Source organism: Methylosinus sp. LW4 (assembly GCF_000379125.1).
In the GTDB taxonomy this organism is placed as follows: Bacteria; Pseudomonadota; Alphaproteobacteria; order Rhizobiales; family Beijerinckiaceae; genus Methylosinus.
The window spans coordinates 649,433-670,246 of record NZ_KB900626.1 but is presented as its reverse complement, the minus strand read 5'-3'; the positions used below and the strand labels follow the sequence as shown (position 1 = coordinate 670,246).

The window sequence follows — 20,814 nt, the reverse complement described above, 5'->3', positions numbered from 1 at the left end:
TCCCGCAGGAATTCCGAGCCCGGCCGTCGATTTAGAACTTTTATTGCGCCCCGTGACGCTGCACGGCGCGCCGGGGATCCCGATGAGCGTCGATGAAGTCGGACCATTGTTTTTCGAGCGGGCTGGGAGCGCGTTCGATCGTCGATCGAACGGCGCGCCGTAGGCCGACGCGCCGTCCGCGTCGTCAATATCGGACCGAAAGCGACGATGTGATCGTCAGGCCCGGTTGCAGATAATATTGAAAGTAGCGCTGATTCAGCAGATTGTTTCCTGCGACGGAGAAAGTGACGTTCTCGTCGAATTTGTAGCTGATCTTCGCATTCACCAACGTATAGGGGTCGTAGGTTCCGAATACCCCATTGGCCACGCCTTGGTTCAGCGTGTCGCTATTGCCGAAAATCTTGCCCGTGTATTTGACCTCCGCCGACGCGGCCCATTCGCGCCATTTCCATTCGCCGCCGAACACGAAGCTGGTGCTGGGCACGTCGCCCAGCACCTTGCCGACCATGGCGATCTGGGAGTCGTTCTTGGTCACGCGCGGATCCTGCCGCGTCACCACGCCGAACAGCGCGAGCTCTTCGGTGACCTCCTGACGCACCGTCGCCTCTATGCCATGCACATAGGCGCGGCCGACATTGACGTTGCGATTGAGGTCGTTCGCCGTTCCTTGAATGATGACCTGCTGGTAGATGAGATCGCGCAGATCATTCTCGAAATAGGTCGCCTGAATCTTCGTGCGCGTCGGCAGACGGAAATTGGCGCCGATCTCCCAGCCGAACAATTTTTCGGACTTCAGATTGGGATCCGCCTCCGTGGTGCGCACGCCGACAGGACCGGTCTTGGTCGTGAAGGCGGTCGAATAGAGCTGGCTGAGCGTCGGCGGATGAAAGGCCGTGCCGACCGAGCCGTGCAATGTCACCCATTCGAACGGCTCATAGACGGCCGAAAACTTCGGGCTGAAGCTATTCTCCTGACGCAACGAATTGCTGCGATAGAAGCCGAGCAGCGTCGGCTGGTAGGGCGTGGGCGACTGGAAATTGGCGCCATGCGCCTCCCACATGTCATAGCGCCCGCCGAAATAAAGATCGAAGGCCCGCACATAAGGGAGCTGGAAGTCCTTCAGCGGCGAGACCTTGTCCTGGAAATAGACAGAGGTCATCGTCGAATCGCCATTGGCGGAATAGCTGGTGGCGACGCGCGAATCGGGATTGCGCCAGAACCATGTGTCGTCATTGTGCCGGGCGAGCGTGCTCTCCTCGAAGGAGCCGCCCAATATGATGTCGTTGTATTCGAGAAGCTGCGCGTGGAGCTGCATGCTCGAGTTGAAGCGCGTATTGGGCGAGGTCGATATCTGACCGACGCCGCCGTCGTAATAGGACTTGCCGCTGATGAAATTCACATACCAATTCGTCAGCGTCGCATAGCCCACATCTCCTTCGAGCGTGAGCCCATCGGCGATCTTCGTCTCGAAACGTCCAAAGCCGCGCAGGCTCGTTTCCTCGGACGGCTGCAAGGTCACGAAGTCGGTCGGCGCGACGGAGAATTGCACGCCCGTATTATTCGCCGCTCCGCTCAGGAAGGAGCCGCCACGGCCCGCGATATAGTCGTTATTGTGCGTGTAATAGGTGTGATAGCGGTCGTAGCTCACGCCGGCCGAGAGCTTGGTGTCGGCGGAATAATCGTAATAGAGACGCAGATTGCCGTTCTGCTGATCCCAGGGACGGCGGCCCTTGTCGCCGATGATGATCGAGGGATTGCCATTCTGGTCCGTCGTCGGAATCGCGCCGACGACGGGCGTCCCCGCGGCGCCGGCCGCTGCGGTCTTCGTCACAAAGTCGCCGATGAAGCTGTGATTGCCGATATGGCCCAGCGCAACCGCGATCCCGAGCCCATTGTCGAAGCGATCACGATAGCCGACATTGGCGAAATAGGCGACGGGCGATCCCGCCGTCACGCCGGCCTCGCCGGTGAGCTCGCGCTTGGTCGGCCGCTTGGAAATGACATTGACGACCCCGCCCATGGCGTCGCCGCCCCAAAGCGCCGAAAAGGCGCCCGGAACGACCTCGATGCGCTCGACGTCGCTCATCATGACCGATGACCAGTTGACGCCGTTCGAATAGCCGGAGTTCAGAGTCTGGCCGTCGATCATGATGCGCGAGCGATTGCCGGCGATGCCGCGCATGGAGAAGCCGCCCTGGCCGCTGCCCGGAGTCGTATTGCCGAAGGCGCTGCCGCGGAAGAAGAGGCTCGGCGACTCGGTGAGCGCATCCGCGAGGCGCCGCGAATTATGCTGCTCGATGGTAAGCAGAGTGCCTTTGCCTTTTTCCTTATCGTCGTCGGAGACGGCGACATCGACGGCGGCGGGCGCCTCCTGGAGCTTCACGGAAGTACGAGTGGCGCTGGAGATATCGATGTCGGGCAGTTCTTCCTGCGCTCGCATCGGCGATGCGGCCAGAAGCAGCGCGAGCGCTCCCGCGCCGCGCAGCAGATCGTTGCGGTTCATGAGGTGTCTCTCGAAAAAAAGATGCGTGAGGTCGTTGCGCGGCCGTTAGGCCTCGCGACGCGAGAATGCGAATGTTGCGGGCGCGAATGTCCGCCGCGCCGCATGAGATCGGGAGGTCAGGAAAAGCTGGGCCCGGCGCGGGCGAAAACATTGGGATCAGCGAGCGGCCGACCGGGTGGCGCAGCGCGCGCGCGCACCAAATTCTTCGCTGGCGAAGCGTGACGCGCAGGGGCGACCCGCGAGAGGGCGAAGGGCGGCGGCCCGAAGGCGACGCCATCGCACTGGAGGCAACGCTCGTGCGCGTGGCTCTGCGAGCGGTCCGTATCGGTTCGTCCGCTCGCGTCGACAGCGGGATCGATCGCTTCCGCGCGCGAGCAGGAAAGCGAGCCGACCATTTCCACGAAAGCGCGTTCGGCGGGAACGAGCGTGATCGCCTGCACCAGCAGGACGAAGCCGACCAAGAATCTGGTCAGACCAACAAGCACGCCGAGGCCCCCACGTCGCGTCCACCGCCGCCGCATGCGGATATGGCCACGCTCGCGCAACATGCTTTAGCCATAATTCATTTACAAGCGGCTTTTTGATCTCGGGGCTCTCGCAGAACGCCAGATGCGCGACGTCCGCTTTGTAAGGTCTCGCGCCTGCTCGGCATCGGCCGCAAGGCGTGACGCGACACCGAGCGGCGCGGCGAAAGCGAGCGTCGCGCCGACGACCAGCGGCTCACGATCGGACGTATTGCTGGAGCCGCGCGTCTATCCATCGTCTCTCGGCAAAGGCATATCCGCCAGCGGAAGACGCAACTGCTTTCGCCTTTGTCGGAGAGAATGACTGAAAAATGAGTCGGCGATCGCGCCATGTTGTAATTCCGCCACAGAGAAAGGGCTTTCGCCGAGCCGACGATTTCTCAATCTTGACTCCGCATCGCATCCGGGCGTTCGGTGTGAGAAATGGACACGTTCGCGCTCTGGCCGAAGGGGATCGCCCGCCTATTGATCGCGGGCCTCTTGGCGTGCGCCTTAGTCCTCCAAGGAATGGCGACGGCCGCCGCATCATCCCGCGCCGTCGCCGTCTCCGCTGGAGGTCTCGAGCATTGTGCGGGCGAAGCCGACGACCACCGGCATTCGCACGGACCACACCCTACTTGCTCATGTTGCATTCCCTGTCGGGGCTTTCAAATCGACGGCTCGGTAGGGCATTTAACGCTTCTGCACGAGCACTTCGAGTTCTCGCCTCGCCGCGACATCAAACGCGTCGACATGTTCCCAGGCGCGGACACGACGCCGCCGCTCGGCTGGATCAGCTCGTGGTCGCAGCGCGCGCCTCCGGGCCTTTCATAATCGCCGTCCCATCATCCGTCGTCCGCGCATGAACGCTCTGCCCGAGTCGGGCGGCCGCGTGGATTCGAATTTCCTCCGCTCCGACCGGAGCCACCGATGTTCGACGACAAGAAGTCGCTCATTCGCGATCTTTTCGAGCGCAATCATCGCGCAATGCTACGCTACTTCACGCGCAAGGTCGGACGCGAGGCCGCTCCCGACCTGCTGCATGACGCCTTCATTCGCGTCCTGCGGCGCGACCAGATCGAAGCCATCGCCGATCCGCCCGCGCTTTTGCAGAAGATCGCGCTCAACCTCGTCCGCGACTTCATGCGCAAGCGCAGGACGGAAATCGTCCATCTTCGCCCGAGGGAGCTTCTGGACGACGCCCCATCGGAGGAGACGGCGCCCGAGGACCGCCTGGAATATGAGCGACAATCCCGTCTGCTCGACTCTGCCGTCGACTTGCTTCCGCCACGGTGCCGGGAGGTGTTCGAGCTCAGCATGGAGAATATGACTGTCGGCCAGATCGCTGCACGGCTGGGCGTCTCCGACCGAATGGTGCGAAAACATCTCGCCCATGCGATGCGCGTCTGCCGCGCGGCGCTCGATTGACGGTGAAGAAGAGGATGAATCTTTTCGCCCGAGAGGTTCCGTTTTCGGCCCGGCGTCGTCGTAGGATATATCGGACCGGAACGCGTCGGCCCGTCGCCGGAACAATCTGGCGCGAGACCGGGCAGGTCCAATGGGCGTCTCCATGACAGAAGACAGCGCCCCCTCGCCCGCGGCGACCGCGCGGGAGGCGGCCATCGAATGGTGGGTGAGCTCGAGGGCCGGCTTCTCGCGCGAGGAGCGCGCCGAATTCGACGCTTGGCTCGCCGCCGATCCTGCGAATGCGGCGGCCTACGCCGATATCGAGCGGACCTACGCGCGCGTGAAACGCGTTCGGGGCGGTCGAAGCCGAGCAGACCGTCCCCAGTCGGTCCGTCCCGAGGCGGCGGCGCATCGCGGACGTCGCGCGGCCATCGCCGCGCTCGCGGCCGCCGCCGGCCTCGCCCTGTATCTCGCGGTCGATCCCGCGCTGCTCTCGCTGCAATCGGATTTTTCGACAGGAAAAGGCGAGCTCAAGACCGTGACGCTCGACGATGGCTCCGACGTCACGCTCGACGCGCGCTCGGCGATCGCGGTTCGCTTCGACGCCGATCGGCGACGCGTGGCGCTGCTGCGCGGGGAAGCCTGGTTCGCTGTGGCGAAGGACGCGTCGCGGCCTTTCGTGGTCGAGGCCGGGGGTGGGACCGTCACCGCGCTCGGCACGGCCTTCGAGGTGGACGTCGGCGGCGGCGTTCGCGTCGCCGTCGGCGAGCATTCGGTCCGCGTCGCGAGCGCCGGCGGCAGCGTCGTGGTCCCGGAGGGCCGGCAGACGATCTTCGACGCGCAGTCGCCGCCCGAGGCTCCATCCGTCGCGCCCCATAGCCTCGCGGCATGGCGGTGGGGCAGCCTGATATTCGAGGACCGGCCCCTCGGCGAGGTCCTGGCGGCGCTCGGCCGGTATCGCCGCGGATTCGTCTATTGCCTGTCTGCGGCGGTCTGCGCACGGCCGGTGACGGCCGTCCTCTCCGCCGACGACCCTTCGCGGGCGCTGCGCGAGATCGAAACATTTCTCGACCTGCGCGCGGTTCGCCTCACCGATTATCTGATCGTCCTCTACCAATGAGCGGGGTCGACGCGGCCTCGCCTTTTTTTAGAACTTTCTCGCAAATCGAGGTTCCGAATTTCCGACCTCCCCGTGGAGTCTTTTAGGAGCGCTCGCGCTCCCGAACGACAAAAGGCGGAGGAGCAGGCGATGGGACGAGGCGCGGCGCGGTCGAAGGCGTATCGTGAGGGCGGCAACATGGGATCGATTCTGGCGGCGACGGCGATGAGCGCCTTCGCGCTCGGATCGGGGGCGACGTCCACTCCGGCCGAGGCGGCGCTCCCGCCGCAGAACATTGTCTCGGACACGATCGCGACCTATGCGATTCCCGCCGGCTCCATGGCCGGAGCGCTCACGGCCTTCGCGGAGAAGAATCATCTGCATCTGCTCTATGACGCCCGCACGACGCGCCATCTGCGGTCGCCGGGCCTCGTCGGCAGCCATTCCCTGCGCGAAGGGCTCGACCGCCTGCTCAGCGGCACGGGCTACACCTATCGTTTCGCCGATGTGGACGGCGGCGTGTCCATTGTGCTGGCGCAGGCGGACAATGGCGTGCGCAGCGACGCCGGGGCGGAGGCGCTCCCGACAATCGAAATCGGGGCGGAGAGCGGCGCGCGTAATGCTCAGGGCCGGCCCGGCGGCGGGCAGCGCGGCGCGCCGCAGGATAGAGAAGCATACAAAGTCTGGAACGCGACCTCCGCGACAAAGACCGACACGCCCATCATGAACACGCCGGTTAGCATCCAGGCGGTGCCGCGTCAGGTCATCTCCGACCAGCAGGCGGTGGTGATCGACGAGGCGGTCAGAAACGTCAGCAATGTCTACACGGTTCCTTATGTTGGGCTTCAAGGTGGGTGGAACATTCGAGGGTTTCTCGACTACGCCTATTATCAGGACGGCGTGAGGGTCAATCCCTTCATGGCGCTGCCGCCGCGCGACACGGTCGACGTGCAGCAGGTCGAGGTCGTCAAAGGCCCTGCATCCATCCTCTACGGGCGCATACAGCCGGGCGGCCTCGTCGAAGTCACGACCAAGCGGCCCGAAGCCGAACCTCATTACGAGGTGCAGCAATTGTTCGGCTCCTATGGCCAATATCGCACGCTGCTGAGCGCGACCGGCCCCGTGACACCGGACAAAAGTCTGCTCTATCGCCTCGATGTCGCCTACCAGAACGAAAACTCGTTCCGAGACGGCCTGCACGATTATCATATCTATGTCGCGCCGAAGATTTTCTGGCAGCCGACGGAAGACACCTCGGGCACTTTCTATCTTCAGTTCTACAATGGGCGTGATGCGATCGACACCGGCATTCCCGCCCTCTACGATCCGAGCGTTCCCAAGTCCTGGAACGTCGTCGCCGCGGTCCCGAGATCGCGCAACTACGGATCGGTCGACTCTGCGATGAGAAGCAAATCCGACTTCCGTGTCGGATATAATTTCACGCATGCGTTCGACAAGGACTGGAAGATCACGCAGCGTCTCGACATCAGCCTCAGAGACATTCCCGAATCCTGGATCGACGTCTATCCTCCAACGGCCGCGGGTTGCGCACCGGGAGCCTGTCCGGTCTTCCGCGACGCGGGATTGCTGACCGGGAGAGAGCAGAGCTATTTCGGCAGTCTCGAGCTCACGGGGCAATTCGATACTTATGGCCTCGCCCACACCCTGCTGACAGGCGTGGACGGCTATCGAACCAATGACGACTATGCCTATCCGTTCAACTCGGGGCTCGTTCCTGCGACCGACCTGTTCAGTTCCGCCTATCCTTCGAGCCTGATGCAATTCGCCACTTATCCAGATTCCAAGGGGCACGACACCTACAAGGAAAGCTGGTACGGCGTCTATCTTCAGGACCAGATCGAGCTGCCGTACAACTTCTATCTGCTCGCCGGCTTCCGATACGATTCCGCCCGCAACAATCAAAATTTCACGACCTTGTTCCCGGATCCATCGGCGAGCTCCAAGACGTTCGCCGCCGACGCCGTGAAGCCGCGCGTCGCGCTGCTCTGGCGCCCGCTCCCCGAACTCAGCTTCTATGGAAATTACGTGGAGGGCTTTGGAGTCGGGAACGGAGCCAGCGTCGACGGCAGTCCGCTGCCGCCCGAGGAAGCGAGGCAATGGGAGGCCGGCGCCAAGGTCGAACTGCTCGACGGCCGATTGACGGCGACAGCCGCCTGGTTCGACATCGTGAAGACCAATGTTCGCTCGCCAGTGGGCGGCGTCGGAGGAGCGATCGGAATAGCGCGAACCACCGGCGCTGTGGAGAACACGGGCGTCGAGTTCGACGTCCAGGGTCAACTGCTGCCGGAACTCAAGATCATCGGCAGCTATGCGAACATCGATTCACGAATTATCTCCGACACGCGGAACGGAAGGGTCGGCAATCGCTGGTGGGGCGTGCCGCGCAACGCCGGTAGCCTCTGGGCGGTCTATGAACCGCAATTCGAGCTGGTTCGAGGCTTCGCGTTCGGCGCGGGCTTCGTGACGCGCGGTCCCGTGGAGATCGACGAGGCCAACAGCTTCACATTGCCGGGGTACACGGTCGTCGATCTCATGTCGCGCTACAGCTTCGACTACGACAAGAAAAAGATCACATTCCAGCTCAACGTCGGCAATCTCCTGGATCAGACCTATTACATCTCCTCCGGCTGGACCGGCAATTTCATCCCCGGCTCGCCACGTCATTTCAGAGGATCGGTGAAAGTGGAATTCTGACGGTCCACGATCGAAGGACACGAAGGTCGTCGGATTGCGCCGCCCTTCGCCCGACGATCTCCCGATGGCAATTTTAAAAAGGGACGAGCCGCCCATGACGCGCGCATTCTTCGTGTGGTTGCATCGTTGGATCGGCCTCGCCATGGCAGGCTTCCTGGTCATTGTCGGCCTCACCGGAAGCCTGCTCGCCTTCAACAGCGAGCTGGAGCGCCTGATCAGCCCGCAGCTCTTCGCGCAGGCCCGCGCCAGCGGCCCGCTCTTCGATCTCGCCACTCTCGCCGAGCGCGCCGAAACACTCGTCCCGCGGGGTCGCGTGGAGGAGGTGTCTGTCACGGCGCCGGATCAGATCCTCGTGCGCATGAGTCCGCGCGACGAGGCGGCCCAGCAGCTCGGCTTCGACGAGCTCTTTCTCGATCCCTGGACAGGCGCGGAGCTCGGCCGCAGGACCGCAGGCGATCTGTCGCAAGGCGCGATCAATCTAATGCCCTTCATCTACGACCTGCATTGGCGGCTGGCGATGGGGAATGTAGGCTTCTGGCTTCTCGGCATTCTCGCAGTCTTCTGGACGATCGACTGCTTCATCGGCTTCTATCTCACCCTGCCGGTCTCGCGCGCGAAATTCTGGAGCCGATGGAAGCCGTCCTGGCTCGTCAAATGGCGAAGCGGCGCCTTTCGAGTGAATTTCGATCTCCATCGGGCGAGCGGACTATGGCTCTGGCCGATGCTGTTCGTCTTTGCCTGGTCGAGCGTGATGATGGACATGCGCCCAGTCTATGAATGGGTCACCAGGAGGGTCTTCGACTATCGATCCTTCCGGGACGTGGTCGCGATATTGCCAAAAGGACAGGACGAGCCTCCGCGCCTCGGCTGGCGCGCGGCGCAGGCGCGCGGCGAAGCGCTGATGTCGGAGCAAGCCGCCGCCCATGGCTTCGAGACGCGCGAGCCGCTCGTGCTCGCCTATCATGCTCGCTTCGGCGCCTATGCCTACGAGGTCCGAAGCAGTCGCGACCTGGAAGATCGACCTCGCCCGGGCGGCGCCACAGTCATGTTCGACGGCGCGACCGGCGCGCCGATCACGCTCCTGACGCCGACCGGCCAGCGCGTCGGCAACACGGTGGAGACATGGCTCTACGCGCTCCACATGGCGCACGTGTTCGGGACGCCCTATCAGATTTTCGTCTGCGTCATCGGCCTCGTCGTCGCGATGCTGTCAGGCACCGGCGTCGTCATTTGGTGGAAGAAACGATCGGCCCGACTCTCTCGCAAGGCGCGCGTCGCCGCGGGGGCGCCTCCGCAGCCGATGATCGTTAAATAGCCACGGCCATCGAAATGGCGGCCTCGAGGCGCCGAGGCGCATTCGACAAGGTCGCCGAGTTCGCCTTCGACCGACGACATCCGATCGCGCGAAATCGCCGACTATCGCCGCCACCGCGCGCAGACCTGCGTCGCCGACTCGGCATAGCGAACCCCGACGGCCGGAAAGCGAAACTTGTCATGAGAGCCACGGCCAGAGATCAAGCGTGGCGAATAACCTCCCACAAGGACGAGCTCCGGCGCCGAGACCAGGCCGCCGCCGCCCGTAAGGCCAGCGGAGACCGACGTCGCCGAGCGCATCGAAGCCTCGACCCGAGTGACGATGACTGCGGCGCCGTCCTGGTGATTTGCCCGCCCCCCTGTACCGTTTCCAAGGTTCATGACGAATAGCGCGCGGTCGGGAGCGCGACGCGGAGCGTAGCGCAGCAAAGCGCTTCCGACCGCGCGCGCCCGAAAGACCGAGTTCGAGCTACTCTCCTGGATCGAGCCGACCCGCCGGGAGCGACCAATCGCCCCCTGTGTCCTGAACACCTGGGGGGGACCTGTGCCCCGGCGGGCGGCCGCGATGGATGCCCCGTGGGGAGTCCGCGCCTTCGAGCGCCAGTACAGGGAACGGCTGACATCGCGGCGGCTCCGTGGCAACGGGGGGCTTCGACATGGAGGATGAGAATAACTGGTTCGTCGGCGTGGACTGGGCTTCGCAAACGCACCACGTGCGCCTGTCGGACGCCAGAGGCGCCAAAATCGGCGAGCGCGCCTTCGAGCATGGCGGCGAAGGGTTGAAGGAGATGGCCGACTGGATTCTCGAGTCCACCGGCGCGCCGCCCGAGGCCGTGATGATCGCCATCGAGGTTCCGCATGGCCCCGTCGTGGAAAGCTTGATGGAGCGAGGCTTCCGCGTTCACGCCATCAATCCCAAGCAGCTCGATCGCTTCCGCGACCGCTTCTCGCCCGCCGGCGCCAAGGACGACAGCCGTGACGCCGAGGCGCTCGCCGATGCGTTGCGCACCGATCGGCGCTGCTTCCGGTTGTTGGCGCCGCTCGATCCAACGGTCGTCGAGCTGCGGGAATGGTCGCGCATCGCCGACGAGCTGCGTGTCGAACGCACCCGTCTGTCCAATCAAGTCCGCGAGCTGCTCTGGCGTTATTATCCGCAGCTTCTCGAACTCTGCGACGACGTCGCCGCCGATTGGGTTCTCGAGCTGTGGCGTCTCGTTCCGACGCCCGACAAGGCCAGGCGCGTGCGCGAGGCGACGGTCGAGCGTCTGCTCAAACGTCACCGTATCCGTCGCCTTACCGCCGCCGCGGCGTTGGAGCGGCTGAGGGCGCCCGCCATCTCCGTCGCGGCCGGCACGGTCAGCGCCGTGACCGGGCATATCGAAGGAGCCGCCCAGCGCCTCGCGCTCGTCAATCGCCAGATCCGCGAGGCCGACAAGCGCCTCGATCGCCTGACCGAAAAGCTCGCCGGCGGCGAGGACACAGCCGAGGGGCAGACACAAGAGCCGCGCGACGTGACGATCCTACGATCCTTGCCCGGCGTCGGAAGGATCGTCCTCGCCACGCTGCTCACAGAAGCTCAGCACGCTCTGCAACGCCGAGACTACCATGCGCTGCGCTGCCTGTCGGGCGTCGCGCCGATCACGAAACGATCGGGGAAGAGCAAGATCGTGCTGATGCGCCAAGCCGCGCACGTTCGACTGCGCAACGCCGTCTATCACTGGGCGCGCACAGCCGTGCAACACGACCCACGAAGCCGGGCCAAATACGCCGCCCTGCGCGCCAGAGGCCATGGTCACGGACGAGCCCTTCGCTCGGTCGCCGACCGCCTGCTCGCCGTCGCCTGCGCCATGCTCCAGACCCGGACTCTCTTCAATCCAAGTCTCCCCGAGAAAATCGCCAATCCCCGCCCATGATCGGGCTTTACAAACGGTGGGGAGTCCCCCCCGTCTCTCTTGTGAGCAACGCCACATTCCGAAGCCGCGGACCGGGCTATCCAAAAAGCCGCGCCGATCGAGCGGCGCCCGACACGGACTTCTCGGCTGGGACAACGACCATGACGAAAATATCGGCGCTCGCCTTCACCCTCGCTCTCTCATGCATTCCTCTGGCTTCCAGCGCCGCACTCGCGGCCGGCTCGCAGCCTTTCGCCTTTGTCGGATCGCTCGGAAACAACTCCGGCGGCTGCGGCGCGGCCACGAGCCCTTGCCGCACGTTCCAATTCGTCCATGACAATATCGTCGCGCCCGGCGGCTCCATTTATGTCCACGACGCAGGCAGCTACGGACCGATCACCATCACGCACGCCCTCTCGATCATTAACGACAGCGCCGGCGACGCCGCGATCTACGCGGCCTCCGGCGACGCCATCGACATTCAGGCAGGGCAGAATGACGCTGTCTTTCTCAAAGGGCTCGTCGTCGACGGCGGCGGCTCTGGAGCGAATGGGATCAAGCTGACCTCCGGCGCCAGCCTCACCATCGCGAATTGCACGATAAAGGGGTTCGCCGCGACCGCGCTATCGACAGGAGCCGGCGTGCAGGTGATCCCGGCGTCGGGAACGACGCAGGTCAATGTCTACAACTCGACGATTTCCAACAATAGGCAATGGGGGCTGCTCTTGTCTCCCCAGGGGCCATCCACGCCGGCCAGCTACGGCGCCAGCAAAGGAGCCGGCTCGGTCGTCGCCCATCTGAAGAATGTCGACATCAGCGCCTCATTCTACGATCTATATGTCTCCAACCACTACACGACGGGAGCCGTCACAGTCACGATCGACGACAGCAGCTTCACCAGCGGGACGTATGGAATTACCGCCAACGGCGGGACCGTCGTCGCGAACAGGACTGTCGTGAGCAATAATTTGGAAGGACTATACGCGGGCGGTTCCGCCGCAATCTATCTTTCGAACGCAACCATTTCGGGCAATCAAACCGCATTCGGCAATTTCGCGACCATTTACAGCTATCGAAACAACATCATTCGCGGAAATACGAGCGGCAGCGACTCGAACGGGCACTCCTTGACGTATTTGTCGGCCGCCGATTGAGGCGCGAAAGAAGGTCTCTTCCGTCTGCTCGAGCTCGGCATCGACGCCGAACCTGCTGTGTCCCTTCGCCGCTCGCGCTCCATGATACGCAAGCAGCCGAAGCCCGATCGCTCGGCCGGTATAAGCTCGAAAGCTCGAGCGGAAGGAAGTGGCGGAATGGCCGGACACTCTCCTGACGGCACCAAGCATGCCTCTACAGGACTCGGGACTGACGGTGGTCACATCGAAAGATCGGAGCCTACCATCTCGGCGAACATCGCGCGCAGCCGCTCGATCTCCTCCTCGGCTCGCTCGGCGCGCGCGCGCTCGTGTTCAACGTCGCGGCGCGCCTGATCGAGAGCATTCTGCGTCGCACTCATCTCCTCACGGACTCTCTCACGCCCTTGGTATTCCGCGTTCAGCAAAGCCTCGTGTTCGGCCGTCCGAACTTCGTGCAGCATTGCCGCGCGCTCTGCCTCCAGCTCAATCTGCGCCTTCCGCTCCATACGTGACACCCGCGCGCGCCGAGGACCAAAACGCTGATGATGGAAAAAGTCGCTGACGGCATTGTAATACGCGTCCTGGAATGCACGCATTGCCCCGCGATAAGCTCGATCCTGCGATTTCTTGTCCTGTTTTGCCTGCGCAGCGCTCCGCTTGGCGGCGAGACCCGGATGGGCGCCAGACCAGTTCAAAGTGTTGTTTTGTGTGAGCGAAGGCAAAATAAAAAAGTGGAGATGAGCTCGCGGTTCGTCCTCGTGTTCGACGACGGAACGGAGCGATGCGCCGAATATCGATTTCAGCCACTTTATCGTCTCGGACCGCCACAGATAATAGGCGTCTTTCTCGACAGGATCGACGTGCAATTCCTCGACGGTCGCCGGATAGCTGGCGACGCCGGCGATGAGGACCGCGCCGTCGCATCGAAGCTTCCGACCCTTCGCGTCGACCGCGGTGTGAGCGAGCCCTTCGGCTTCATCGAGGAGGGCTTCCGGTGCGACGCCATACAGAATCGCCGGAGGCACGGGCGTCGCGATGTGCCCTACCGCGCCCGCCACTCGACCGGCCTCCGACAGGACGCCGCTTATAGTCGCCCATTTGGGCGCATTGGCCCGGGGCGATCTCCCAAAGTTATCGAGGTGGATGAATTGTGCGCTCATTGCGATGCTCCTCTGTTCCGCCGAGAGCATCCAGCTGGGCAAAGAAAGAATCAAATGCGGAAATCATCATCTGCGGTCACCGACATGCTACTGACCGACTAGGATATCTCTCCTGCATCGAGCGCCATCCGCCGGACGTATGATCGGACGATTGCGGCTATCCGCCCACGATAGCGCGTTCCGGCCTACGTAGACTCGTGAGCGCGCGAGGGCATGCCGGACCACGATTGGGGATCACGTCAGCCACTGGTTCGAATGAATGCCAAAAAAGTTGTAGGAAGCCACATTGAGCCGCATGGTATGGTCGTACTTCTCGACCAGCCTTATGAAAGCCTAGCGATCGTGAAGATGCGCGCACGGGATCATGTCTGCGAAATCGAGCGCTACCACTCGATCACCAATGTCGTCGGCGCATTCCGACATTGTTCGGCGACGCCGTAGGCGATCCGATCGGCCGACGGCAGCAGCGCCGCCCTCCAGTTCCATGCAAACGCCACAGAAATATCACGCCGACCGCGCGCTGAATGCCAAAGTACGGTGTCGATGGCAAACTCGATGGCAAACTCGATGGCAAACTCGATGGCAAACTCGATGGCATCGTACGGCAACCAAATGGCAATCGCAATGGCCCTCGACAGCTCCTGGTAGGAATCTTCCAACTCTCATTTGTTCTACAGAAATGCAGTTGAAAACGCGCACGACCTCGCCCATCGTTAATAGACGAGCATCGTCGATATGCGGATCGCCATGAGAAGGCGAGCTCACTCGGAGCGACTGCTCGGGTACAGAACTGCGGTGTTGCAATCTGGTCGACGTCACCGCGGATTGATGCTCACATCGCAAGTCGACATCGTCGTAAGGGTGAATAGGCCATGCCACTGAATCCGATAGCACTCGCCGAGTACGCGCTGCGTCGTGAAGAAGCGGATAAGAAATGCGCGTCTAACGGGACCGGCCTGACAGCTGCGATCCGCGCGGCCCTCCCTATAATCGAAAACCTCCGAAGCGGAGATAAGGTGCGATGGTCTTGCATCGCGGCCGCATTCGCGAACCAGGGGTACACACAGGGCCGTGATCGACTGCCGGTCACAACGTCTCGCCTGACTGCGATCTATTCCCAAATCCGGAAGCAGGAGCGGCGCGGCGCATCGTCGACCCCTCTCGATGTCGCACCGCGGGACCGTGCGCCCGATGTCAAAAAAGGACGACTGAAGTTGTCCCCTGAGCTCGACCACCGAGTCGACAAGTCGCCGCCTGAGATTCGAGAGCTGGAAGATTTCATCCGGCGGTCTCGTCTGGCGGATATGGAGCAGTTCATCAGCGAGGGCATCAAATGACGCGACATCTGATCATAGCCCAAGACAAGGGCGGCGTCGGAAAATCGACTTTGACCCGCGCGGGCGCGGAGGCCGTTCCGGAAGCAAAAATCATAGAAATCGACATGTCCTCGCGTCTCAGAGAGCTCGGCGCGCGAGTGACATTTTTTCCGATGCGGGCAGACCGCGACGCGATCGAGCGCACCGGAGGTCGTGCGGCCCGCGGTGAGTACGACGCCGTAATCGATGCGATTGCGAGCGCAACAATTCCGACGATCATAGATGTCGGCGCCAACACGTCGAACTCGTTTTTCCACGTCCTGCAAAATCTCTCTGACGACCTCGCGTCTGCGGGTGTCGAAATGGGGGTGGTCATCGTCGTCACCTCCGAACCCGGGGCGCTCGCTGAAGCGCCGTCCCTGCTCGCCTCCGCGAAGACATTCGCGCGCGCTCGATTCGTGGTCCAAAATCAGATGCGCGGCGCAGTCGACGAGTCGTTGTTGCGCAACATCGCCGATGGAGCCGAGATTTCGACACTCCCGGAGCAGATCCTCGACGAAGAAGCCGTCGCGATCGCTCGCGACGGAGGATTCGCCACCGTCGCAAAGCTCGACCCCGGGAAATTGTCGCGCAAATTCGGAATGGCGCGGGCGTCTCGAATCCGAAGAGATCTCGCGCGCTTTCGGCTCGACGCCATGCAGGCAATTTGCTCGCCCGCGAACTGGCTCATCGGTTGAGTCATGTCAGTTGCAAAGCGCTTGGCGTGGGCAGAGAGGGAACTCGTCGCATCGGAGTCGGCGATACGATTCGCAAGCGCGGTCCGACGTAACAGACTATTGAAGCTTCCGTACAGGGAAAGGCTCCGCTTTTTCGACGATCCGGCTTTGATTCCGAGGGACAGAGAGTTCTTGCAGCAGTCGATAATAGAAGCGCTTCCGGACGAAAGAGCGGACCGCCCCTGGCTCCGTTTCTTTCATCCGCGCGTGGCGCTGTGGGCTAGCGGCGCTTTTCTTTTCGCTTACGCTTTTGTCTGGGCCACCGGTTCTGATCACGAAGCCGGACACCGCGCGTATTTTGTCGATGACACCGTGGTCGAATGGACCTTTCCGAATGGTAGAATCGTGCGCGTGGCGCATCCTGCACATACCGTAACCGAGATGGCGAGGTCGCGGGGTGATTACGCGCTCATCCGCGTATGGACTGGCGAAGGTGATTTTGCGGTCGCTTGGATTCCGATCACATCACTCTACCTGGAGCGAAAACTCCAGTAGCTCTTTTCGGGTGACCGCAATATCTTGCAGGCTCTCGGCCTGTTTGTCGCGCGGCGGTTCGCGCCATCACGAGCAAGGCGCCGTCGAGCCGATTGTCTGCCAGCGGCCGCCGTCGGCGTGCGGGTCATGCCGCGTCAGGGCGACAGGGGCGGCAGAGACGAGTCTTGCGGTCTCGAAGCTGAGGGCGTGCTCACGCTTATTCGTGCGGTTCTGTTCATCGCTCCGAACGCAACTCCAACGCCCTCCGATGTAGTTACACCATGGTAGCTCGGGCATTCTCTTCGACCATGAAAGCGCCTTGCGCGGCGTCGAATTCGTGACGCGCAAGGCGTCACGCGAATAAAGCTCGGGTGGCCGGCGAATTGCGCCGCGGCAATGTCGACGCCGAGTGCGACGGGGGACAGGCGCGCGACTATGTCTGGGCGATGTGGATGATGCTCCAGCAGGAGAAAGCGGACGACTATGTCGTCGCAACGGGCGTGACAACGACCGTGCGCGATATGTGCAGAATCGCCTTCGATCACGTCGGGCTCGCGATGGACGAATATGTCATGATCGATCCGGCATTCTGTCGTCCCGCCGAAGTGGACGTGCTTCTCGGCGATCCTGCACGGCCGCAAAGTCAATAATAAAATCTTGGCGCCAAGCGTGGCGCGACGCCATGAGCGACTGTGTTCTCGGTCAAGCGTTTTGAACGACCCACGGAGTTGCGTCCCTTACGATGGCGTTGAGGATTGTGAGGAGCTGGCGGAGGCAGGCGATGACGGCGACCTTCTTCGGCCTGCCGCGGGCGACAAGTCGCTGATAATTAGCCCGGATGACGGGATTGAATCGGATCGCGGCGAGCGCGGCCATGTAGAGCACATTGCGCACGCTGGTTCTCCCGCCGCTGATCATGCGGTGGCCGCGCCAAGTCCCAGAGTCGCGATTGAACGGCGCGACGCCGACGAGAGCGGCGAGTTTACGCCGATCCAGTTGGCCGAGTTCCGGCAACTCAGCGATGAGAGTTCTCGCCGTGACCGGCCCCACGCCCGGCACCGAGGTGATCTGCTGTTCGGTCTCGCGCCAGACTGGCGAGGCGCGCACATCCGCGTCGATGTCGCCGTCGACTTCGGCCAACTCTTTCTCGAAGAAGGAGAGATGGCGGCCGATACGCTTGGCGAGGTGTTTGTCGGTCGCACGGCTGCGGCGGTTCTGCTCCATGCCGATCATTTCGACAATTTGGCGTCGCCTGGCGACGAGGTCGCCGAGCTACGATGCAGGAAAAAAGATCAAGGGCAAGAAGCGGCACATTCTCGTCGATACGATAGGCTTGCTGCGGGAGTGTCAGGAATTTCGTGTGTGGGCGGGCGGGTTGAACATCGTCAGACCATCGCTCTTGTGAAGCGCTCGCCGAAGAGGATGGCGAATTGCGCCTTGGTCAGGCTCCACTCACGTGCCGGCATCGTCCACTCATTCTCGGTCCGGTTCAAGACCAGGAACAGCAGCTTCAGCGCGGCCTCGTCGGTGGGGAAGTGTCCCCGGGCGCGGACGGCGCGCCGCAGCTTCGAATTCAGCGCCTCGATGGCATTCGTGGTGTAGATGAGCCGGCGAACCTCCTTCGGGAAGGCGAAGAACGGGACGACCTCGCCCCAGGCGCGGCGCCAACTCTGGGCGATCGCCGGATATTTCCGCCCCCATTCGCTCGCTTCGAAGGCGCCGAGGGCTGCAACGCCGGCCTCGGCGTCGAGCGCCTGGTAGATCGGCTTCAACTCGGCGACCACGGCCTTGCGATCCTTCCAGGATACGAAATCGAGGCTGAGCCGTAGCAGGTGGACGATGCAGGTCTGGACCATCGTCTCGGGAAAGACCGCCTGGATCGCATCGGGAAAGCCCTTCAAACCGTCGACGACGGCGATCAGAATATCCTCGACGCCGCGATTGCGCAGTTCGTTCATGACCCGCAGCCAGAATTTGGCGCCCTCGTTCTGCTCCAGCCACAGCCCGAGGATCTCCTTGACGCCGTCGGCCCACACGCCGAGGGCGACGTGGACCGCCTTGTTGCGGACCAGGCCCTCGTCGCGGATCTTCACCCGGATCGCGTCGAAGAAGACCAGCGGATAGGTCGTCTCCAGCGGTCGCGCCTGCCAGGCGGCGACCTCGTCGAGAACGGCGTCGGTCACCGCGCTGATCAGATCGGGCGAGACGTCGACGCCGTAGAGTTCGCGCAAATGGCCGACGATCTCCCGCGTGCTCATGCCGCGCGCATACATCGAGATGATCTTGTCGTCGAAGCCGGGGAATCGCCTCTGGTATTTGGCGATCAACTGCGGATCGAAGGTCGCCTGCCGATCCCGAGGTATCTCCAGATCGATCTTGCCGGTGTCGGTCACCACCGACTTCCGACCGTAGCCGTTCCGGCTGTTCGCCGCCTCGCCGGTCGCAAGGTGGTGATCCATCTCGGCGTTGAGGGCGCGCTCGGCCAACGCCTTCTTCAGATCGTCGAGCAGGCCGTTCGGGTCGAAGGCCGTCTTGGGATCGGCGCCGGCCAGCAACTGGTCCAAAAGCGCGTCAGGGATGCGGGGCTCTTTGCGTCGGGCCATGGAGGATCTCCTTCTTCTCCATCATGCCCGCCCACACACGAAATTCCTGACACTCCCGGCGCTCAACGAGATTTTCGAGGCCTTTGCCGTCGCGCGCGACGGCAAAGGCCTCGCGCGACGGGAGCAAATGCACGTCGAGACGATCTTTGGACACATCAACACCAACGCAGCACGCGGGGCGAGGCTCGTCCATGACCCATCCTTGCAAATGCGGGCTCGATCGGCCCTTGCGACTGTTCGGGCGTTCGGACAATCGGACGCAAGCCGCGCCGTGCTCAAGGACGGGCTCAACGACCCCAGAGGTGTCCGGGCTGGCTTGCGTCCTCATCCTCGCCGGCTTCACGCCGGTTGGCAATCGAGAGATACAAGAGGATGGAGCCATGGATACGAAGAAGAAGACATCGAACAGATTTTCACCTGAGGTTCGGGAACGGGCGGTTCGGATGGTGCTGGAGCACCGGGGCGATCATGCGTCGCAATGGGCGGCGATCGCCTCGATCGCGGCGAAGATCGGCTGCACGGGCGAGACATTGCGGAACTGGGTCCGCCAGGCGGAACGCGACTCCGGCGCCCGCCCTGGCGCGACGACGGATGAGCGCGATCGGATCAAGGCGCTGGAGCGCGAGAACCGCGAGCTGCGGCAGGTCAATGAGATCCTGCGCAAGGCGTCGGCTTATTTTGCGGCGGCGGAGCTCGACCGCCGCTCGAAACAATGATCGCCTTCATCGACGCTCAGCGGGAAGTGCACGGGGTCGAGCCGATCTGCAAGCTCTTGCCGATCGCCCTTCCACCTATTGGGCGCATGCGGCGCGCCGGCGCGACCCTGCGAAAGCCTCGGCCAGAGCACGCCGGGACGCCGCCCTTCGCAAGGAGATACGGCGCGTCTACGACGAGAACTTCCAGGTCTATGGCGTGCGCAAGGTATGGAAGCAGTTGGGCCGCGAGGGCGAAAAGGTCGCGCGCTGCACGGTGGCGCGGCTGATGCGGAGCATGGGGTTGCAAGGAATCGTGCGCGGCCGGCCGGTCAAAACGACGGTGAGCGACCGCAAGGCTCCATGCCCGCTCGACAAGGTGAACCGGCAATTTCGGGCGGCGCGGCCGAATACGCTGTGGCTGTCCGACTTCACTTATGTCTCGACTTGGCAGGGCTTCGTCTATGTGGCTTTCGTGATCGACGCCTTCGCTCGGCGGATCGTCGGCTGGCGCGCCTCGCGCACAGCGCATGCGGGCTTCGTGCTCGACGCGCTCGAGCAGGCGCTGCATGATCGTCGGCCGGTTCGCGGCGGCCTCGTCCATCATAGCGACCGCGGCGTTCAATACGTCTCTATAAAATACACAGAGTGCCTCGCCGAGGCCGGCGTCGAGCCTTCGGTCGGCAGCGTCGGCGACAGCTACGACAACGCGCTCGCCGAGACGATCAACGGGCTCTACAAGGCCGAGCTGATCTGGCGACGAGGGCCTTGGCGAAGCTTCGAGGCGGTCGAGTTCGCCACGCTCGAATGGGTCGACTGGTTCAACAATCGCAGACTGCTCGAGCCGATCGGAAACATTCCGCCGGCAGAAGCCGAAGCGCGCTACTATGCGCAACTCGAGGAGCCCGCCATCGCGGCGTGACTCAGACGAAATGGCCTTCGACGATCCCGGCACGGTTCAGCCCCGCATCCCTGACGCGCTTTTGGACCAGTTGCTGGCCGGCGCCGATCCCAAGACGGCCTTCGACCCGAACGGCCTGCTCGACGATCTGAAGAAGGCGTTGGCCGAGCGCGCCCTCAACGCCGAGATGGATCACCACCTTGCGACCGGCGAGGCGGCGAACAGCCGGAACGGCTACGGTCGGAAGTCGGTGGTGACCGACACCGGCAAGATCGATCTGGAGATACCTCGGGATCGGCAGGCGACCTTCGATCCGCAGTTGATCG

At 63.0% G+C, this 20,814-nt stretch carries 15 protein-coding genes, 4 pseudogenes and 1 other annotated feature; of the genes and pseudogenes, 13 read left to right on the top strand and 6 right to left on the bottom strand.

The features are described 5' to 3' along the window. Positions 1–184: 184 nt before the first annotated feature. The gene (locus METLW4_RS0103465) at positions 185–2,503 is read right to left on the bottom strand and encodes a TonB-dependent receptor (protein WP_018264812.1); all 2,319 of its coding nucleotides are present in this window, start codon (positions 2,501–2,503) and stop codon (positions 185–187) included. 86 nt (positions 2,504–2,589) lie between these two features. On the opposite strand from METLW4_RS0103465, the gene METLW4_RS27585 reads away from it, so the two are divergent. From METLW4_RS27585 to METLW4_RS26260, 7 genes are all read left to right on the top strand, one after another. Then, the gene (locus tag METLW4_RS27585) at positions 2,590–3,087 is read left to right on the top strand and encodes a hypothetical protein (protein WP_157234848.1); all 498 of its coding nucleotides are present in this window, start codon (positions 2,590–2,592) and stop codon (positions 3,085–3,087) included. Between the two features lie 849 nt (positions 3,088–3,936). Then, on the top strand, positions 3,937–4,434 hold the full coding sequence (locus METLW4_RS0103450; protein ID WP_018264809.1) for an RNA polymerase sigma factor: 498 nt from the start codon (positions 3,937–3,939) through the stop codon (positions 4,432–4,434). Between the two features lie 142 nt (positions 4,435–4,576). Beyond that, positions 4,577–5,533 carry a FecR family protein gene (locus METLW4_RS0103445; protein ID WP_026191214.1) on the top strand — a complete coding sequence of 319 codons (957 nt, stop codon included), beginning with the start codon at positions 4,577–4,579 and terminating at the stop codon, positions 5,531–5,533. A 177-nt stretch (positions 5,534–5,710) separates the two neighbouring features. After that, a complete protein-coding gene (locus tag METLW4_RS0103440; RefSeq protein WP_018264807.1) occupies positions 5,711–8,227 on the top strand; it encodes a TonB-dependent siderophore receptor in 2,517 nt (838 codons plus the stop codon). Between the two features lie 94 nt (positions 8,228–8,321). After that, positions 8,322–9,542, top strand: a complete 1,221-nt coding sequence (locus METLW4_RS0103435) for a PepSY-associated TM helix domain-containing protein (RefSeq protein WP_018264806.1) — start codon at positions 8,322–8,324, stop codon at positions 9,540–9,542. 655 nt (positions 9,543–10,197) lie between these two features. Next, on the top strand, positions 10,198–11,454 hold the full coding sequence (locus METLW4_RS26955) for an IS110 family transposase (protein WP_018264804.1): 1,257 nt from the start codon (positions 10,198–10,200) through the stop codon (positions 11,452–11,454). 140 nt (positions 11,455–11,594) lie between these two features. Next, a complete protein-coding gene (locus METLW4_RS26260; protein ID WP_018264803.1) occupies positions 11,595–12,587 on the top strand; it encodes a right-handed parallel beta-helix repeat-containing protein in 993 nt (330 codons plus the stop codon). 218 nt (positions 12,588–12,805) lie between these two features. Here the strand turns inward: METLW4_RS26260 and METLW4_RS0103415 are convergent, their stop codons facing one another. Both METLW4_RS0103415 and METLW4_RS0103410 read right to left on the bottom strand, forming a co-directional pair. After that, the gene (locus METLW4_RS0103415) at positions 12,806–13,726 is read right to left on the bottom strand and encodes a hypothetical protein (RefSeq protein WP_157234846.1); all 921 of its coding nucleotides are present in this window, start codon (positions 13,724–13,726) and stop codon (positions 12,806–12,808) included. A 383-nt stretch (positions 13,727–14,109) separates the two neighbouring features. Beyond that, positions 14,110–14,385, bottom strand: coding sequence for a hypothetical protein (locus METLW4_RS0103410; RefSeq protein WP_018264801.1), 276 nt, complete (start codon positions 14,383–14,385; stop codon positions 14,110–14,112). 213 nt (positions 14,386–14,598) lie between these two features. Between METLW4_RS0103410 and METLW4_RS0103405 the strand changes: the two genes are divergently transcribed. The 4 genes and pseudogenes from METLW4_RS0103405 to METLW4_RS23840 form a co-directional block, all read left to right on the top strand. Continuing rightward, positions 14,599–15,063 carry a hypothetical protein gene (locus tag METLW4_RS0103405; RefSeq protein ID WP_018264800.1) on the top strand — a complete coding sequence of 155 codons (465 nt, stop codon included), beginning with the start codon at positions 14,599–14,601 and terminating at the stop codon, positions 15,061–15,063. Then, entirely contained in the window at positions 15,060–15,779 is a 720-nt protein-coding gene (locus METLW4_RS0103400; RefSeq protein ID WP_018264799.1) for a hypothetical protein, read from the top strand. The genes METLW4_RS0103405 and METLW4_RS0103400 overlap by 4 nt, the downstream gene beginning before the upstream one ends. A gap of 171 nt (positions 15,780–15,950) precedes the next feature. Next, the gene (locus METLW4_RS0103395) at positions 15,951–16,313 is read left to right on the top strand and encodes a hypothetical protein (protein WP_157234844.1); all 363 of its coding nucleotides are present in this window, start codon (positions 15,951–15,953) and stop codon (positions 16,311–16,313) included. Positions 16,314–16,572: 259 nt separating this feature from the next. Continuing rightward, positions 16,573–16,933: pseudogene (locus tag METLW4_RS23840) on the top strand (GDP-mannose 4,6-dehydratase); the annotation flags it as partial. Between the two features lie 61 nt (positions 16,934–16,994). On the opposite strand, the pseudogene METLW4_RS23835 reads toward METLW4_RS23840, so the two are convergent. The 3 genes and pseudogenes from METLW4_RS23835 to METLW4_RS28490 form a co-directional block, all read right to left on the bottom strand. Continuing rightward, positions 16,995–17,387, bottom strand: a pseudogene (locus tag METLW4_RS23835) (transposase); the annotation flags it as partial. A gap of 290 nt (positions 17,388–17,677) precedes the next feature. Then, positions 17,678–18,895, bottom strand: coding sequence for an IS256 family transposase (locus METLW4_RS0103380; protein WP_026191213.1), 1,218 nt, complete (start codon positions 18,893–18,895; stop codon positions 17,678–17,680). A 58-nt stretch (positions 18,896–18,953) separates the two neighbouring features. Further along, positions 18,954–19,088 (bottom strand): annotated as a pseudogene (locus tag METLW4_RS28490) (IS110 family transposase); the annotation flags it as partial. Positions 19,089–19,275: 187 nt separating this feature from the next. On the opposite strand from METLW4_RS28490, the pseudogene METLW4_RS23830 reads away from it, so the two are divergent. Together METLW4_RS23830 and METLW4_RS23825 are read left to right on the top strand one after the other, a co-directional pair. Further along, positions 19,276–20,509, top strand: a pseudogene (locus METLW4_RS23830) (IS3 family transposase). Further along, positions 19,566–19,682 (top strand) — a sequence feature (AL1L pseudoknot). It overlaps the preceding pseudogene by 117 nt. Positions 20,510–20,519: 10 nt before the next feature. Next, positions 20,520–20,814: transposase (locus METLW4_RS23825; RefSeq protein ID WP_018264791.1), on the top strand; the 295-nt coding region annotated here is incomplete at its 3' end.

Excerpts from the sequence above, each read along its gene's own strand:
- METLW4_RS0103465 (WP_018264812.1), bottom strand. The coding sequence starts at position 2,503 with ATGAACCGCAACGATCTGCTGCGCGGCGCGGGAGCGCTCGCGCTGCTT.
- METLW4_RS27585 (WP_157234848.1), top strand. The coding sequence starts at position 2,590 with ATGTCCGCCGCGCCGCATGAGATCGGGAGGTCAGGAAAAGCTGGGCCC.
- METLW4_RS0103450 (WP_018264809.1), top strand. The coding sequence starts at position 3,937 with ATGTTCGACGACAAGAAGTCGCTCATTCGCGATCTTTTCGAGCGCAAT.
- METLW4_RS0103445 (WP_026191214.1), top strand. The coding sequence starts at position 4,577 with ATGACAGAAGACAGCGCCCCCTCGCCCGCGGCGACCGCGCGGGAGGCG.
- METLW4_RS0103440 (WP_018264807.1), top strand. The coding sequence starts at position 5,711 with ATGGGATCGATTCTGGCGGCGACGGCGATGAGCGCCTTCGCGCTCGGA.
- METLW4_RS0103435 (WP_018264806.1), top strand. The coding sequence starts at position 8,322 with ATGACGCGCGCATTCTTCGTGTGGTTGCATCGTTGGATCGGCCTCGCC.
- METLW4_RS26955 (WP_018264804.1), top strand. The coding sequence starts at position 10,198 with ATGGAGGATGAGAATAACTGGTTCGTCGGCGTGGACTGGGCTTCGCAA.
- METLW4_RS26260 (WP_018264803.1), top strand. The coding sequence starts at position 11,595 with ATGACGAAAATATCGGCGCTCGCCTTCACCCTCGCTCTCTCATGCATT.
- METLW4_RS0103415 (WP_157234846.1), bottom strand. The coding sequence starts at position 13,726 with ATGAGCGCACAATTCATCCACCTCGATAACTTTGGGAGATCGCCCCGG.
- METLW4_RS0103405 (WP_018264800.1), top strand. The coding sequence starts at position 14,599 with ATGCCACTGAATCCGATAGCACTCGCCGAGTACGCGCTGCGTCGTGAA.
- METLW4_RS0103400 (WP_018264799.1), top strand. The coding sequence starts at position 15,060 with ATGACGCGACATCTGATCATAGCCCAAGACAAGGGCGGCGTCGGAAAA.
- METLW4_RS0103380 (WP_026191213.1), bottom strand. The coding sequence starts at position 18,895 with ATGGCCCGACGCAAAGAGCCCCGCATCCCTGACGCGCTTTTGGACCAG.